The following is a 16,520-nucleotide window of genomic DNA, read 5'->3' as shown; positions in this document are numbered from 1 at the left end:
ATATCTTCTTCAGTTACTGAATAAAGAAATGAGATTTTTAGAAAAGTTTTAACTGCATAGTCTTTATTGACTATGACATTATTATACTAGGGGGTATTTCTTTGAACTACAATATTGAATATAATAAATCCATAGAATTCATCTGTGCTTTATATAAATATGTGGCAAATCGTTCCCATAACGATATACTGACCAATAAAGAAATAAAGAACGATGCCGCTAGGGATATGTATGACTTTTCTCCAAGCAAAGAAATCAAAAAATGGCTTCAGTATATTAACAATGATATTTCGCCGTTCTTAAGAAATGATATAAATCTTATAATTGCAAAAGCAGGTCGATTATTGGATGCCTCTATTAAAATGGTTATAGAAAACAATATAAAGAGCCCTTATGAATTAATAGAATATATTAAAAAAATTGAAGATTGGGAGCTAGTTAAGTTTACCTATAATGAATATGAATTGGATATTCCATACGATAGTGAAGACAATGTATTAAAAAAAGCATTAACAGATCAATTTGACGAAGAAACTGCTTTGTTTTTTCTGCAGACTAAGAATCATTCGAAAGAATATAAAGAAAAGTCCATAAAAATATTTGAAAACTTTTATGATCTATACTATAAACCCTTTGAAGATAAAGTATACAATTTCATGGAAAAGAAATTACAAGAACATAACGCCCTGTTCAAATCCAACAATATAGAATTTCTAAATACTATTGGATTAGGTGATTATTCAAATTTAATAGATAAGAAAAAAGACCTAAAGATATACACTAGTTTTTATCTTGATTTAGGTTTATTTCATTTCAATGTAGGGAATTCATTCGTATTACTATATGGATATACAATGGAACAAAGGTTTGATAAAAAAATAAACCTAGAAAAATCCAAGAGCTTATTTAAAGTACTCTCTGATGAAAGGCGATTGGAAATCATTAGAATAACAAGTCAACGTCCCTGGTATAATAAAGAATTGGCAGATTACTTTAATTTATCTACAGCAACCCTTTCCTATCATCTAAATCTTTTATTAGACCTGGGAATACTTAATTTTGAACCAAGTATTAACAATAGATATTGTTATACCGCAAATAAAGAAAATCTAAAAACTTTAATTGATTTAGCAGTTCATAATATGCTGGAATAGTGGAATCATTATAAGTTTTAAAAACACCTCAAAAGTTTAACTATTACATAACTTTTGAGGTGTTTTTAAAACTTAACTCTATTCTATTTTTCTCTAATAATATGATCATATTTCAACATTGCTAAAGAAGACAAATTTGCATTGATAATTTCATCTTGAGTGCATACTCCATTTATCGGATGAAATAAGGGAATGCAAGGTATATCTTCATGTATTATACTTTGTATTTTCTTATATAACTCTATCCTTCTATTAGGATTGGTAGTTTGAGTTGCAATTTGGAGTGTTTCTATTAATTCTTGATTCTCGTAACCACCTAAATTAGTATTGCTTCCAGGTAAAAATAAAGGCTTTATAAATGCTGATGGTTCTTTTACATCTGCATACCAGCCATATGCGTATAGATCATAATCCCAATTTAGGTTTGCTTTATCATATTCTTTATCTGGCACTCTTACATAATTTGTTTCTATGCCTATTGCTTTTAAATCTTCTTCTACATATTTTAAGAACCCATAGGGATTTTCCTGTCTACAAAGTATATTGATAGGTCTACTTAAATCTATTCCTTCTTCCTTTAAAATCCCTATAGCTTTCCTCGGATTATACTCATAACCCTTTATATGATCAGAAGCTATTAGTTCTGGAGGAACTATACATTTAGCCTCTGCGGCCAGCTCTCCATATATTTCATTTATAATTCTCTTCTTGTTTATTCCATAACTAATAGCTTCCCTTACTCTTTTTTTAGCATATTGGGAATTATTATCTTTTAATTTAAACCCTAAGTAATAGGTACCTAATATATCCTGGGGCTTGAAATTATCATAATACTTAGTACCCTTGATAGATTCTAGCTCTTCTTTCTCTTCTATTGTATAAAAATCATATTTTCTGCCAATGAAATTTTCAAAAGCATTGCTATCACCATTTACAACTTCAACAATATCACAGTAAGATATTCCTCCTATATAATCTTTATATGCAACTAACTTGTATACATTATCCTCATAGCTTTCTATCTTATAGGGGCCACAACCAACAAAATTACCTCTTTCTAATTCCTCTGGATCCATTACAGCACAGCAACCGTGGGCTAGTTGTAGAAGAAAACCATTAAAAGGTATAGAAAGCTTTATAGATAGCCTATAATCTCCTAGCACCTTGATGCCAATAACCTCATTGGCTCTACCTTCCATAAACTCCTTTGCACCTTCAATATAATCTATAAACCAAGCATTAGGAGATTTTAGTTTTGGTGACAACAACCTTTCCAAAGAATATTTTACATGATGGGCTTTAATATTTTTTCCATTATGAAATGTAGCATCAGTTCTCATATTAAATACCCAAGTAAGATTATCATCTTCAACATACCAACTTTTAGCTATAGATGGCAATACATCACCCGAACTATTTGTAGTTAACAAGCCAGAATGAATATTACTTAGAAATTTTATATTTTCTGTAACAACCATCATAGCTGGGTCCAATGTAGACGTAGATCTTGTAAGAGCTGTTTTTAAAACAATTTCTTCTCCTTCAGTTTCTACTGTTTCATCTATTAATTCCTTAGTCATTTTATTTAGAAGTTCTATAAACTCATTTAATTCATTTAATGCAACTAGTGTAAACTGGGCATTCATCAAAGCGCTTTCCACCATGGACATTGCTTTATCTGAAGAATTACTCATACTATCTGTAGAAGCTACTACAGACTCTAAACTTGCAGTTTGTTGAGATATTGCCTTGGCAATCTCCCCCATGGTTGTAATCATATCCTGTATTGAGTTCTCTATTTTACTAAAAGAATCCTTTGATTGTTCCGCAATATTAGAGCCTTCCATTATCTTTTCATTGCTCTTATCGATAGCTTGAATTGTATTAGTTACATTGGAATTAATATTCTCTACAATATTTGATATATCTCCTACTGCCTTGGTACTTCTTTCAGCCAATTTTCTCACTTCTTCTGCAACAACAGCAAAACCTCTGCCAGCTTCCCCCGCCCTAGCAGCTTCTATAGTAGCATTTAAGGCTAATAAATTAGTCTGTTGTGCAATATTATTTATAATTTCCAATATTTTTTTTATCTCATTAGTACTGGATTCAAGTCCACTTATTTCCTTTACTACAGTTGTAATAGATTCTCTAATCTCACCCATAAATTCAATAGTACTGTATACGGCTTCACTTCCTCCAGCAACTATATCCAAGGTCTCCTCTGCAGTTTTAAAAGATGTTTCTGAACTAGCATTTAACTCCTGGGCCATTGCTGAATAATTGCCTATTTCGTCAACTACTTCATATATGTACTCCATTTGTTCACTTACCCTATTAGATATAACTTCAATAATATTAATTAAACTCTCCGTTTGATCATTTAAATGTCCTACTCTAATATCCAGTTTATTTAATAGATTTTCTTCATTTTGTTTAAGTAATGATAATTTGCCTATATCCCGATCATCCCCTTTATCCATATCAATATTATCGGGCTGTACTTCCTCAAGCTCTTTATTATCTTCCCCTGGCTTCTTTCTTAACTTCCAAAACATAGTCAACTACCTCCCGGTGTATATTTTGTTAAATATTTAATTTTGAATATAATAATAATTATACCATAATATATATCGGCTAAAAGAAGAGTATTTTGAATAAAGTTATTTCTATTCTATGAACTACACCCCACCTAGGCTTCCCTTAGAGGTGGGGTTGTTAATCAATAATAGCGACCTACCATGTATACCTAAACCCTAGAAGTAGTCCCTACTATATTGGCATTAACTTAGCTGTAAAATGTCTAAGTATTTCAGGTTCCCAGGCTATTTTATATCCAGAAATGGAATCAGCCCGTTCTTTTATAGCAATTAAGGCATCAGCAATAACATCTAGATGGGATTGAGTATATACTCTTCTAGGTATAGCCAGCCTTGTAAATTCAAATTGTGACTGGATTTGCTCCCCTGTATCCGGATCATTACCCATCATAAAAGAACCTATATCACAAGTTCTAATACCTGCTTCCTTATACAGTTCTACCGCTAAAGCCTGACCTGGGAATTCATAATAAGGTATATGAGGAAGGAGTTTTTTAGCATCTACGAATACTGCATGACCTCCAACTGGAGACTGATAAGGTATCTTAGCATCATCTAATCTTGCTGCTAAGTACTCCATTTGACCTATTCTGTATTTTAAATAATTATAATCTATTCCCTCCTCTAAACCTATAGCTAAAGCCTCTAAATCTCTACCTGCTAATCCACCATAGGATATAAAACCTTCAAAAGGTATAGTCCTTGCCTTAACTTCTTCATATAATCCTTCATCATTCTTTATACCTATTAATCCACCAATGTTAACTATAGCATCTTTCTTCGAACTCATGGTAAATATTTTCCCATAGCTAAACATCTCAAGTACTATCTCTCTAATGGATTTATCTTCAAAACCTTCTTCTCTATTCTTTATAAAATAAGCATTTTCTGCAAATCTAGCTGCATCTATTAATAGAGGTATATTATATTCATCTGCTATTTTTGAAGTTTCTCTAAGGTTTTCCATGGATACAGGCTGTCCACCAGCACTATTATTAGTAATTGTCATTATAATGACTCCAATATTTTCTGCTCCATATTCTTCTATTAGTTTTCTTAATCTATCAGTATCCATATTTCCCTTAAATGGACTATAAGCTTCTGTATCCAATGCTTCAGGAACTACACAGTCTATAGCTCTTGCCCCTGCTATCTCCACATGAGCCCTAGTAGTATCAAAATGCATATTAGATATAGCGTACTTTCCTGGTCTGAGTAAAATTGGTAAAACAACCTTTTCTGCCGCTCTTCCTTGATGGACTGGCTGAATATATTTATATCCAAATATATTCTGAGCAGTCCTTTCTAAATTTTTAAAATTCTTAGATCCTGAGTAAGCTTCATCTCCAGTCATCATCCCAGCCCATTGATCTGTACTCATAGCACCAGTACCACTATCGCTTAATAAATCAATATATACATCTTCTGAGTCTAGAGAAAACAAATTGTAATTTGCTGCTTTTATCTTCTCCAACCTTTCTTCTGCCGTTAAAACCTTTATTGGTTCCACCATTTTAATTTTAAATGGCTCAGCATAATACTTAAATTTCATAAAACTGTCCTCCTTTATTTATATTGTCCACCTTATACTTTAATTTTTATTGCCATTCTCCTAATATATTTCTTCAAAACTTTTCATTTTCCTTCTTTTAACTGTAATTTATATTTAAATTCCACAAGCCATTTATTTAGTAGAATATGATGCCTTTGCCAAGTATATAAACCAGTGGTTGCAGTGTAATCTATATAAATTCTATCTTCTGCTAGTTTCAATTTAACCTGCTATTTCATACTATATTATAAGATTTCCTATATTCATCTTGTTGTTATTTTATAATAGAAATTTATGAAATGGAGGTTATATAATGTCTAGGGCACAACAAATCCCACGAGTTCCATTAAGTTGTCCTCCTGGATTTTTAGGTCGTTATACAGTTCAACCAGGAGATACTTTCTTTAATATTTCTCAAATGTTTAGAGTCAGATTAGAAACATTAGTAGTAAATAACCCACATATTCCTAATCCTAATTTAATATTTCCCGGAGATATACTTTGCGTTCCTGGGCTAATACATTATCCTTGTTGTGTTGTATTAAGGTCTTTAGTACGAGTGCCTTTTGGTACTGGTGGTGTGGCTTTTGTGAATTTTGCCCCTCAAGGTGGGCAATCCGTAATTATTTCTGCAACATTACCAAAACCAGAAACTTTTGGTAACTTCGATATCTATGTGGGAGAAATACTCATTCCAGATATAGGAGGATTTGGAAATCAGCTATTCCCACCACCTCAAACTCCACCTAATTGGTCTACTAGAATAGATATTCCAATAGTTGCGCAGATTTCACCAAATTCCAGAGTGGTCATTCGCCCTTCCAATTCAACAACAGGAGTTTCTGCCCCAGTTATTTTAGATGGCTTTATCAACAATGTTAGTTGTCGTTAATAAATACTCGACTCTAACAAACCCCTAGAGCAAATCTATTCTAGGGGTTTTAGTATTCTAATAATATATACGTATTTTCATTAAAAAGAATTATTGGCACTTGAATAAACTACTCTAATATTTCTGATGCAGGCATGTTATTATCTTCATTACTAGGAAACTTCTAATTTAGTTAAATTCCTCGGCTCTTTTCCATGCTTTTATGAGGAAAAATATAGATTGGGCTACTACAAATAATATTATTATACCTGCCACAATAAATAGAAACATACTATTAGAATCAAATGTTTTCATTGTTTTCACCAACTCTAACAATGCCGCCATCTAATATCTCTATAGTCATATCATCTTTAACATAGTTTAGAAATTCATCACCTAAATTATCTATTGTAGGTAGATTACTCTCTGTCCATATATCAGAAAGGATTGCCCCAGCAGCTGCTAATGAATCTATTGGTTTAGAAAATAGTAGACATGAAGGTACTATACCTAATGCACTTGCACAGTATAATACCATACCACCTGTTGTAGACCCTATAGTTTGGGGTAAACAAAGAGCTTTTCCTGCCATTTTCTTTTTATATAAATCCTTATTATTTTGATCGGAACAGGTACCTTCCTTATCCTTAAACATAAGACTCTTTTGAAAACTAGCCAAAGTATTAAAGCCTTCATAACTCACCAGTGCAAGAGCTTTTGCAGTTCCTGGCACTACTACCCTACCTTTAAATTCTTTCATCTACATTCCCCCCTTAGTGATGGCTTGGATTATTTCGCTATCCGTATAATATCTAGATGATGTATAGGTCCTTAGTTTGTTAGAATTAGTAATTACAGGCATCTTCCCACAAAGAGGATTGTTCATATACATTAAGGGACATATATAGGATGTACTTACTCCTATTCTACCTAAATCTTTAGCTACTGGTAGTTTATTAAATTCTTCTAAAACTTTAGGAGAGGCCGTTAATACAGTAGGTACAGTTACTTTTCTTTGGTTTTCTTTCTTAAGCCCATCCTTAATATCTACAGTCCATTTACATAGCTGTTCTAAAGACAGATGAGGACATCCTATAAAACATAGTTTAGGTTTAGCTTCCTTGTGTTTCCACATAATAGGGTAGCTTTCCCTTACTCTGTTCAGTTCCTCGTCATCTATAACATAGATATTTGGATTTTCCACTATAAGTTTATCTCCTAACTCCTTAGCTTCAGGTGTAATATTTTCCACGTGGTATAACCCAACTGCACCATTACTAGCTGTGGCAGCTCCCATATCCTTTAAATAATCCTTAACAGTATTATTTAGTTCATTTCCTAAAAATTCATCTAAATGTTTAATGTAGGGTACATTATCCATTACCTTCATACCAATAGCACTACCTAACACTTGGGCTTCTGGAATATTGCTAGTTTTAATCTCTACTACCCAATTTGCCTTTCTTCCTTCATCTGTTAGTAGTCCAAAATAGGGCACCTTCCCTAATATACTTCCAAACATTTCAATTATACCTGAATTCCTATTACATCTTGCACCAAGGACTGAATTTGCATAGACTACGGCAGAGCTTTCTGCCCAACTTAGTATATCACCCTTTTTAGGAATATTCCCTACTTCATCCATATAACAAGTACATGTGAATCCATCCCTTGATAATAGCCCAATATTTTCTAATTGTTTCTCATAATCCTCTTGTTTACTATACATTATCCTGAAAACCATCTTCTGTAGAAAACCTGAAGGTACATTATCAAAATCCAATGGTCTTGGATCTACTGTAAATTTTTGACTAGACACTATACCAGCTTCAATTAGTTCATCCATAAGATTATATACTGGCTTCATCATGGAAAGACCAAAACTAGTTACTAGATGTCCATTTTCACTGGTGATAGGGACTAATTTTCTAGCCCCAAAAGTATCACCATACATTACTATAGTCTTCATAATCTTTCCTAAAACTTCTCCTTTTTTCCCCTCAAGTATTTTTTGTTCTTCCTTAGTCAGATTCATCTTATAATTATACATAGTCTCCCCCCTTATAAACTACGTGCAAGGGCATTAGCTGCTCTTGTAGCTTCAAGTACTTTACCACTTTTTAAACTATCTCCTATATTATAAATTTCTGAAGCAATCTTTTCTTTTTGTGCATCGAAGAACATCTGATTTCTAGATCTATTTCCAATTGCCATAACAAATAAATCAGCCTTTAATACCTTTTCTTCTTCTTCTACTTCAATCTTAGGAGCTAGAGGATTTTCCACATTTTCTGGTAATATTGGATGCCAAGTTAAATATGGATCAGGTACTGTCTCCGATACATTCTGAATCACTTTAACCCCATTTTCTTCAAATCCTACTACCTTTGTACAGTTGAGAAGTTTTACATTTTCTCGTTCCATATAATGTATTAAATGCCCTCTATTTGCTGTACAAACATGATTCATAAAATACTTGTCCATTTCAACCACAGTTACTTCTAGCCCATATTCATACCTTAGCCAATAGGCTGTTTCACATCCTACTACTCCTCCACCTATCACAACTGCAGATTTATTATCCCCTATTAATGAAGGATTTTGGAGTAGTTCAGTAGCCTCTATAACATTAGCCTTGTCCATATTCTCGAAATTAGGTATTATTTCATTGGCTCCAATAGCAAATATAATTGCATCAAAATTCTTTTCCTTAAGCCATGATAGAGTAGCTTCAGTATTTGGAAGATACTCAAAATTATCTAATTCCATAGCCTTGTGAACCTGTCTTTCTAAATAATCCCTATAATTACTTACATCAAACTTAATCTTTGGTATTCCTCCTGGTATTAATTTGCCCCCAATTCGATTAGTCTTTTCAATTAAAGTAACATTATGACCTCTTCTAGCCAATATTGTAGATGCAACTACACCTGCAGGGCCGGCTCCTACTACTCCAATTCTTTTTACATCTTCAGCCTTTGGTAGTTCCAAAGACATCTGATATTCAAAACTTGTCCTAGGATTTACAGCACATTGAGGGTGTCCACCTTCTACAAACTCATTTATGCAGCCTTCCTGACAACCAATACATGGTATAATATCCTCCACTTCTCCTTTATAAACCTTTGTTGGCCAATAGGGGTCTGCTAATAAGGGTCTTCCTAACATTACCATATCGCATTCTTCACCTCTAATAGCTTTTTCTGCTAAATCCGGATATCCAAGTTTTCCAACTGCGACTACAGGCACTTCTTTACCTGCATTGGAAAGAATTTTATTTTCTTTAAAATAATCTTTAACTAACTTTGATACTTCAAGAAAGCATCCTGGTGGCATTCCTGCCGGTGGATGAGGCAACCACCAATTATCATAACAACCTAAATCAACATCAAAAATATCTACTCCTTCTTTTACTAAATTCTCCATATAATCTAAAGTCATATCAATAGTTCTACCATTTTTAAACTTTCTTAGAGATTTATTATTCATCTTTTCTCCGTAAGTTTCATTTAATGCTAAACTTAAATCTATTCTATACATTATTGGATAATCAGGTCCTACACGCTTTCTTATTTCTCTTACTATATCTAAACCAAAAGCTTGCCAATCAGAATATCTACCAATTTTTCTTCTATTAAACGCTGGATTGGTCAATTGCTCCAATAGATACCCTTCATGACCATGTAGATATACTCCATCGATATTTGCCGCTTTTGAATCAGCAGCTGCTTGTCCTGCATTCTTGATTATTTTTTTTAGTTGTCTATTGCTTAGAGGTGAACTAGGAATTTGTGGAATGTAAAAATTAGGATTCCAAGATGCTGATTTTGGAAGTTTCTTTAAGGTAAGTAAACATTGAGGGTTACCAACTCGTCCAAGTCCTGGAGTTAGCTGAATAAATATTTTAGCACCATAATTATGTACTCCGGCAGCTAAATCCCTCCAACCCGCGAATATGGATCTGGAGCGGTCTATTCTTGGAAAGTAACTAAGTCCGTCAGGTTCTACAACAGTTGGATCCACACCCTGACTAATAGGCACAAGTCCAGTAGTAATAAGTCCAACGCCACCTTTAGCACGTTCTACAAAATACTGGATCATCTGATCCTTTGGCCTTCCAGTTTCATCACTCATAGAAATATTACCCATAGGCGCCATAACAAGACGATTTTTAATAATAATTTTGTTAATTTGAATTGGTTCGAATATTGCCGTATATGGATATAAATCTTTTGTCATCTTCCCTGATTTTAGAAAAGATTCATCCTGAAACCAATTACCATAGCTGTCTACTAATTCTGTAATCAATTTATCAGTTACCATTATATCCCTCCTACCCGAACATTGTTCGGTTTATTTGTTAATATTATATCATAGTAATTTATGGTAATCAATGGTATAATATTTTTTAAGACAATTTAAAGGGGATAGTACTAATGTTTAAGGAAATACATTCTACTAAAGAAAAAATATTGGAAGTTGCTAGAAGATTGGCCGTAGAAAAAGGACTTGATAATTTAACCATAAGGGATATATGCAAAGAGGCAGGTATATCCGTAGGAGCATTTTACCACCATTTTTCCTCCAAAGAAAAGATGATGGAAGACTCCTTTTTAATATATGATTACAATCTTTATTCTAAATTAGATCAATACGACCCTGCACAACCTTTAATATCATTAAAAAAAATATTAATGGACCAGATAATATTCGTGTCTAGTTTTCCACATCAGCTTGTAGTAGAATACTATAGGACAATACTTTCATCACCATCAAAAAATGCTATAAATGAAAAAAGAACTTACTATAGAGCTGTTGATAAATTTGTAGGTCTTGCTATTGAAAAAGGAGAGTTTTCATCTAAATATACAAGGGACTATCTGACAAACTATTTCATAAAACATATTCGTGGAAACCTAATACATTGGTGTATGAATCCAAACAATATAAATCTAGTAGAGCAAACATCCTATGAAATAGATCAATTATTTTACCTATTTAAGGGAGCTAAGGAATAAACATATTCTATCTTTTTATATTGCTCATATTTCCTCCTTTGGACTGGCTAAAAATATTAATAGAAATTATATAGTTATTTGTCTTAACTCCATAATTAAAAACAGTTTAAATTCGTAGAAGTTCACCGAATTCAAACTGTTTTTTTATATTTACCTTTGAAATTATACATTCTATCATCTGCAACCATAATTAATTCTTTAAGGCAAATTTTTTAATAATTTCATCCCCTATTGATTTTGATACAGGCATATTAGCACCTTCCTTATAACATATATATCCTATAGTATACCGCAAATAGGTCTTTTGTCCTATAGATATCAGGAAGATGTTTTGTTTACAGACAAACTATTTATTCTTTCCTATTCATATTTTTCTGCTAAAGTCTTTAGCATCTCATCTATTTCGTCTTTACTAATCCATTTTCCTCTTACCATAACTCCTTCTAACTTTTTAATATTGGTTATATCTTCTAATGGATTTCCATCTAATAAGATTAAATCAGCATTTTTCCCTTTCTCAACAGTACCAGATTCATCTAAAATATCTAAGAATTCAGCTGCATTATAGGTTCCTGTTCTTATAGCTTCATATGGAGTTAGCCCTGCATTGACAAAATTATATAGCTCATCATGAATTGAAAACCCTGGTACTATAAATGGATTATTAGCATCTGTTCCCAGTAAAATCTTGCCTCCCTCATCATGTAATCTTTTAGTTATATATTTTAGTCCTTTAGTTTGTATTGGATTAGATACCAGGCTATCTTTCCAATATGCCAGTGACAATGGACTAATATATTCAACTCCCTCTAATTCTTTATTAGCCAAAGCCCTATTTTGATTTTCATAAACTACTATTGTTGGACAGTTCCATACATTGTTTTCTATTGTCATATCATATAAGGTATCAATAAAATCATACTTGCTTAAATGTTCTATAGACTTTTGACCTGATTGTAATGCTTTTTCTATGCCAACCGATACTGGTACATGACCTACTACAGGGATATTTTCTTTTTCAGCTGCATTAATAATTGAATCATAAACATCCATCGTTAACATTTCATATATTTTGATGAAATCATAACCCATTTCTTTATACTTACTAACCCATTTAACTGCATCCTCCGAATTCGTTACAATAGTTGACCCTGGCCATATTGGTGGTTCTCCATCTATTATAGGGCTAGATATATATAAACGTGGTCCTAAAATTTCCCTCTGTTCAACTTTATCCCTTAAAGACAATTTACTAAAGTTACCAAACATATCTCTTATAGTAGTAACTCCATTAGCCAAATACAGTATGAGTTCATCTTCTAACCACAAATGAACATGCATATCAGCTAAACCTGGTAAAAGATATTTATCTTTACCATCAATAATTGTTGCATTTTTAGGCACTTTTGTTTTCCATGATTTTCCCAACTTTACTATCTTTCCATCTTTAATCACTAGGTTATAGTCATACAATATAGTTTCAGTATTCATAGGTATAATATTTACATTTCTAAAAACGATTGACGAAAAACCATCATCTGAATTACTACAACTAACAATTAAAAAAATACAAATAATTACTAAACTCATAAATCCAACTTTTTTAAAATTATTATACTCCTTATACATTTTTGACCCCCTTATTTCACCTTAGAACCCCCTGTTATACTATAAATATTCTATAAAAAAATAAATTTTCCTTCTTTATATTAAAATTACTAGTGATATCCTATAGTATAGGAGATATAAATAATTAAAATCATATTGAAAACTGGAGGTAGATTTTATGTTAATAATAAGCTGTAAAGATATGAAATCCATGGATAGCTATGCAATCAATAATATAGGTATTCCTAGCATTATACTTATGGAAAATGCAGCATTGAAAGTATTAAAAAATATAGATTTAGACAAGATAGATTCCTTTACCATTGTTTGTGGAGTTGGAAATAATGGTGGAGATGGACTGGCTATAGCCCGTCATCTGATTTTAGAGGGCAAGACAGTAGATTTGTTCATAATTGGGAATTTAGATAAGAAGACCAAAGATTTTGATATTAATCTAAATATACTTAGTAATTTAGGCATAAACTTCACTCATATAACCAAAGATGAAGACCTGAATAAGCTAAAATACTCCTTAAATATTAGTGAATTAGCTATAGACTCTATCTTTGGAATTGGCCTAACAAGAGAAGTTGAAGGTTTGTTCAGAAAAACCATTGATATTATAAATAAATATTCAAAAAACGTACTATCCGTTGACATTCCATCAGGATTAGATGGGGATACGGGACAAATCTTGGGAATTTCTGTGAAAGCCAATAAAACAATAACCTTCCACCATATGAAAAAGGGCCTAATAAATAGTAAAGAATATACTGGAGATGTAATAGTTGAGGATATTGGGATTCCAGATAAAGCTACTAAAATAGTATTAGGAGTAGAGTAGGCTTCTAAACAATAAAATTACTTTAAATAAAGAAAGGGACTTTATCATAACTAAACTATTAGTTGTGATAAAGTCCCTTTTATTCATCATTTTCACTACCATTTTATATCCTATAATATATATGAAATATATGAAAAATATATTATATTTTTCTACATAACCTCAACAAAATATTTATGTATACTTCCATTTATATTGATTCCATAGTTCTTAAACGTTTCATCCAATGCTTTCAACGTTAGATATATCTTTTCCTCGTAACAATTCTCACCCATATGGCCTATTCTAATAACCCTATCCTTTAAATAATCGAAAGCTCCTGCTATCATTATATTGTGCTCTCCAACCATATGATTAAATATCTTATCAAATGTAATTCCTTTCGGTATTAATACTGTAGTAACAGTGCTTGAGTACCCATCTATAGGATAAAGCTCTAATCCTGATTTAACTATAGCTTTTCTAACTGCAATTCCTATTATCTTATGCCTTTCTATATAGTCCCCTTTCTCCAGTATCCTATCTACTGCACAATTCAAACCATATATATCACTTATAGGCTGAGTATAGGGAAACCATTTTTCATTATACCAGTTTTTCCACAAAGCCAAATTACAATAGAAGGATTTAATAGGAGTTTTCCTATTGAGTATAATATTCCAGGCTTCTTTACTAACACTTAAAAAAGTTAATCCTGGAGAAGCTGATAGACATTTTTGACTTCCGCCTAGGACTATATCTATTTGCCAATTATCAACCTCCAAAGGCTCTCCACCAACACCCGAAACAGAATCTACTACAGATATTATTCCATATTCCTTTAATAAAGGGCAGATCTTATCCACCGGATTGGTAATCCCAGAAGGCGTTTCACAATGAACTAAAGTAGCTAGTTTAAAATCACTATCTTTTTCTAGGAAAAGCTTTAGTTCTTCTAAATCAATAGGTTTTCTATAATCACCTTTAAAATATATAACCTCTCCTCCATATATTTTAGCAAAATCTCCAAAACCTTTTCCAAATATTCCATTATCTATGCAAAGTATCCTATCTCCTGATTCTATTAAAGATGCACAGGCAGCTTCTAAACCTAATATGCCCTCACCGTTTAATATAAGTACATCTTCCTTTGTATTTAAAAGTTTTTTCAACTTATTACAGGTTTCCCCGTAATACTCATAGAAATTAAAATCTAAATCTGGATTGGTAATATCCTGAGCCATGGAATTTCTCACATCTTCATGGACTTCCGTTGGCCCCGGAGTCATAATCAAAGGTCTTTTCAAAACAATTCCCCCCCCCGCTTTATTTACTGTATCGGTTTGGTTTGCAAGTGTATCGTTCTTGTATCTATAGTATCATTACAGTTTTGGTATGTCAATAAGATTTTAATCTATGGATCTTTCATATTTTAACCTTGAATCAAGAACCATATTCATTTGGTGTATCACATTGTAAATACATAGCTTCGAAATAGTTTACCAAATTTCCATTCTAATATATTTCATTGAAAATCCAGCTTGTACCGGATAAAATTTATCTTGATTAATTTCTTATTAAAGATTACAATATATAGATATGGCTTTGCTTGAATTTTCAATTATTAGATTTGATTAGGGGGAATGAATATGGCAAAATTTAAAGAATTATTTGCTGCCAAGGATTTAACTGAAGGTCCACCTTGGAAACGTATTATTGAATTTGCAATACCCATGTTGATTGGCAATATTGCTCAACAGTTTTATAATACTGCTGACTCAATTATTGTTGGTAAATATATAGGTGATAATGCACTTGCTGCAGTTGGTAGTGCATCCCCCATATTAAACCTTTTATTAGTATTATTTGTTGGAATTTCTGTAGGTGCTGGTATAATGGTATCCCAATACTTTGGAGCTAAAGAAAGAGAAAAACTTTCCCGTACCATTGGTACATGTATAACATTAACTGCTATTTCATCAGCAATTATAATGATTATCGGACCAATTGTTACTCGTCCATTACTATTTTTTCTCAATACTCCAAACTCTATTATAAACTGGTCTACAGATTATCTAGTTATTTTTTTCGTTGGTATTGCCGGCCTTGCTTATTATAATATTTTAGCTGGTGTTTTAAGAGGCCTAGGAGATTCTATATCGGCACTTGTTTTTTTACTTATCTCTACAGCTTTAAATGTAGGATTAGATATTTTATTTGTTGCAAGATTTAATATGGGAGTTCCAGGCGTTGCCTTGGCAACTGTTATAGCACAATCAATATCAGCAATACTTTGTGTTATTAAATTAATGAATATGAAAAGTAGTTTCACTTTAAACTTAGAAATGCTGAAACTAAAAAAAGAATATTCAATTAAACTTATAAAACTAGGATTACCTTCAGGTTTAACACAGGCAATATTTTCCCTTGCAATGATTGTTGTACAATCTCTAACTAATAGTTTTGGAGAAATGGTTATAGCTGCAAATGTGATTATCATGCGTGTAGACGGATTTGCTATGATGCCAAACTTTTCTTTTGGAAGTGCAATGACCACCTATACTGGACAAAATGTAGGAGCTAAAAAATATGATAGAGTTGAAAAGGGGACTAAAGATGGCATTAAAATTGCTGTTGGAGTTTCTACTACTATAACGATATTGATCTTAATCTTTGGCAAACATCTTATGGGCGTTTTTACCAATACAAAAGAATTGGTTGACCTAAGTATGCATATGATGAGAATTCTTGCAGCAGGCTATATTGCAATGGCTATAACCCAATGTTTGTCTGGGGTTATGCGTGGTGCAGGTGATACTATTACTCCTATGTGGATTTCACTGATTACCACAGTTGTCATCCGTGTACCTGTTGCCTATGGTCTTGCTTATTTA

General features: G+C 32.4%; 14 protein-coding genes. 5 read left to right on the top strand and 9 right to left on the bottom strand.

Going from position 1 to position 16,520, the window contains the following annotated elements:
* Positions 1–101 precede the first annotated feature (101 nt).
* On the top strand, positions 102–1,154 hold the full coding sequence (locus tag C3E89_RS07100; protein ID WP_236911758.1) for a winged helix-turn-helix domain-containing protein: 1,053 nt from the start codon (positions 102–104) through the stop codon (positions 1,152–1,154).
* 83 nt (positions 1,155–1,237) lie between these two features.
* Here the strand turns inward: C3E89_RS07100 and C3E89_RS07095 are convergent, their stop codons facing one another.
* From C3E89_RS07095 to C3E89_RS07085, 3 genes are all read right to left on the bottom strand, one after another.
* Positions 1,238–3,712 (bottom strand): ABC transporter substrate-binding protein, encoded by a 2,475-nt coding sequence (locus C3E89_RS07095; protein ID WP_236911757.1) that lies wholly within the window; start codon positions 3,710–3,712, stop codon positions 1,238–1,240.
* 214 nt (positions 3,713–3,926) lie between these two features.
* Positions 3,927–5,306, bottom strand: coding sequence for a tryptophanase (locus tag C3E89_RS07090; RefSeq protein ID WP_236911756.1), 1,380 nt, complete (start codon positions 5,304–5,306; stop codon positions 3,927–3,929).
* Between the two features lie 83 nt (positions 5,307–5,389).
* The gene (locus tag C3E89_RS07085; RefSeq protein ID WP_236911755.1) at positions 5,390–5,527 is read right to left on the bottom strand and encodes a hypothetical protein; all 138 of its coding nucleotides are present in this window, start codon (positions 5,525–5,527) and stop codon (positions 5,390–5,392) included.
* 92 nt (positions 5,528–5,619) lie between these two features.
* Here C3E89_RS07085 and C3E89_RS07080 point away from each other — a divergent pair, with 92 nt between their 5' ends.
* Positions 5,620–6,198 (top strand): LysM peptidoglycan-binding domain-containing protein, encoded by a 579-nt coding sequence (locus C3E89_RS07080; protein ID WP_236911754.1) that lies wholly within the window; start codon positions 5,620–5,622, stop codon positions 6,196–6,198.
* 168 nt (positions 6,199–6,366) lie between these two features.
* On the opposite strand, the gene C3E89_RS13510 is transcribed toward C3E89_RS07080, so the two are convergent.
* From C3E89_RS13510 to C3E89_RS07060, 4 genes are read right to left on the bottom strand one after another with little or no spacing between them, the layout of a single operon-like run.
* The gene (locus C3E89_RS13510) at positions 6,367–6,468 is read right to left on the bottom strand and encodes a DUF5058 family protein (protein ID WP_236913446.1); all 102 of its coding nucleotides are present in this window, start codon (positions 6,466–6,468) and stop codon (positions 6,367–6,369) included.
* Positions 6,469–6,478: 10 nt separating this feature from the next.
* Positions 6,479–6,937: an aconitase X swivel domain-containing protein gene (locus C3E89_RS07070; RefSeq protein ID WP_236911753.1), complete on the bottom strand. Its 459-nt coding sequence runs from the start codon at positions 6,935–6,937 to the stop codon at positions 6,479–6,481.
* Positions 6,938–8,227, bottom strand: a complete 1,290-nt coding sequence (locus tag C3E89_RS07065; protein ID WP_236911752.1) for an aconitase X — start codon at positions 8,225–8,227, stop codon at positions 6,938–6,940.
* An 11-nt stretch (positions 8,228–8,238) separates the two neighbouring features.
* Positions 8,239–10,500: an FAD-dependent oxidoreductase gene (locus tag C3E89_RS07060; RefSeq protein WP_236911751.1), complete on the bottom strand. Its 2,262-nt coding sequence runs from the start codon at positions 10,498–10,500 to the stop codon at positions 8,239–8,241.
* A gap of 113 nt (positions 10,501–10,613) precedes the next feature.
* On the opposite strand from C3E89_RS07060, the gene C3E89_RS07055 reads away from it, so the two are divergent.
* Positions 10,614–11,195, top strand: a complete 582-nt coding sequence (locus tag C3E89_RS07055) for a TetR/AcrR family transcriptional regulator (RefSeq protein WP_005586843.1) — start codon at positions 10,614–10,616, stop codon at positions 11,193–11,195.
* A 360-nt stretch (positions 11,196–11,555) separates the two neighbouring features.
* On the opposite strand, the gene C3E89_RS07050 is transcribed toward C3E89_RS07055, so the two are convergent.
* Positions 11,556–12,824, bottom strand: a complete 1,269-nt coding sequence (locus C3E89_RS07050) for an amidohydrolase family protein (RefSeq protein ID WP_236911750.1) — start codon at positions 12,822–12,824, stop codon at positions 11,556–11,558.
* A 157-nt stretch (positions 12,825–12,981) separates the two neighbouring features.
* On the opposite strand from C3E89_RS07050, the gene C3E89_RS07045 reads away from it, so the two are divergent.
* Positions 12,982–13,647, top strand: a complete 666-nt coding sequence (locus tag C3E89_RS07045) for an NAD(P)H-hydrate epimerase (RefSeq protein WP_236911749.1) — start codon at positions 12,982–12,984, stop codon at positions 13,645–13,647.
* A 152-nt stretch (positions 13,648–13,799) separates the two neighbouring features.
* Here the strand turns inward: C3E89_RS07045 and C3E89_RS07040 are convergent, their stop codons facing one another.
* Complete coding sequence (locus C3E89_RS07040; protein WP_236911748.1) at positions 13,800–14,933, bottom strand: pyridoxal-phosphate-dependent aminotransferase family protein; 1,134 nt, start codon at positions 14,931–14,933, stop codon at positions 13,800–13,802.
* A 342-nt stretch (positions 14,934–15,275) separates the two neighbouring features.
* On the opposite strand from C3E89_RS07040, the gene C3E89_RS07035 reads away from it, so the two are divergent.
* The coding region (locus C3E89_RS07035; RefSeq protein ID WP_236911747.1) for an MATE family efflux transporter at positions 15,276–16,520 on the top strand (1,245 nt) is incomplete at its 3' end.

The sequence above is a fragment of the Clostridium sp. Cult1 genome (assembly GCF_021655095.1).
GTDB lineage: Bacteria > Bacillota > Clostridia > Tissierellales > Tepidimicrobiaceae > Schnuerera.
Note: the sequence above shows the minus strand (reverse complement) of the source record. Positions and strands in the feature narration are given on the sequence as shown.

Excerpts from the sequence above, each read along its gene's own strand:
- C3E89_RS07095 (WP_236911757.1), bottom strand. The coding sequence starts at position 3,712 with ATGTTTTGGAAGTTAAGAAAGAAGCCAGGGGAAGATAATAAAGAGCTT.
- C3E89_RS07090 (WP_236911756.1), bottom strand. The coding sequence starts at position 5,306 with ATGAAATTTAAGTATTATGCTGAGCCATTTAAAATTAAAATGGTGGAA.
- C3E89_RS07080 (WP_236911754.1), top strand. The coding sequence starts at position 5,620 with ATGTCTAGGGCACAACAAATCCCACGAGTTCCATTAAGTTGTCCTCCT.
- C3E89_RS13510 (WP_236913446.1), bottom strand. The coding sequence starts at position 6,468 with ATGTTTCTATTTATTGTGGCAGGTATAATAATATTATTTGTAGTAGCC.
- C3E89_RS07070 (WP_236911753.1), bottom strand. The coding sequence starts at position 6,937 with ATGAAAGAATTTAAAGGTAGGGTAGTAGTGCCAGGAACTGCAAAAGCT.
- C3E89_RS07065 (WP_236911752.1), bottom strand. The coding sequence starts at position 8,227 with ATGTATAATTATAAGATGAATCTGACTAAGGAAGAACAAAAAATACTT.
- C3E89_RS07060 (WP_236911751.1), bottom strand. The coding sequence starts at position 10,500 with ATGGTAACTGATAAATTGATTACAGAATTAGTAGACAGCTATGGTAAT.
- C3E89_RS07055 (WP_005586843.1), top strand. The coding sequence starts at position 10,614 with ATGTTTAAGGAAATACATTCTACTAAAGAAAAAATATTGGAAGTTGCT.
- C3E89_RS07050 (WP_236911750.1), bottom strand. The coding sequence starts at position 12,824 with ATGTATAAGGAGTATAATAATTTTAAAAAAGTTGGATTTATGAGTTTA.
- C3E89_RS07045 (WP_236911749.1), top strand. The coding sequence starts at position 12,982 with ATGTTAATAATAAGCTGTAAAGATATGAAATCCATGGATAGCTATGCA.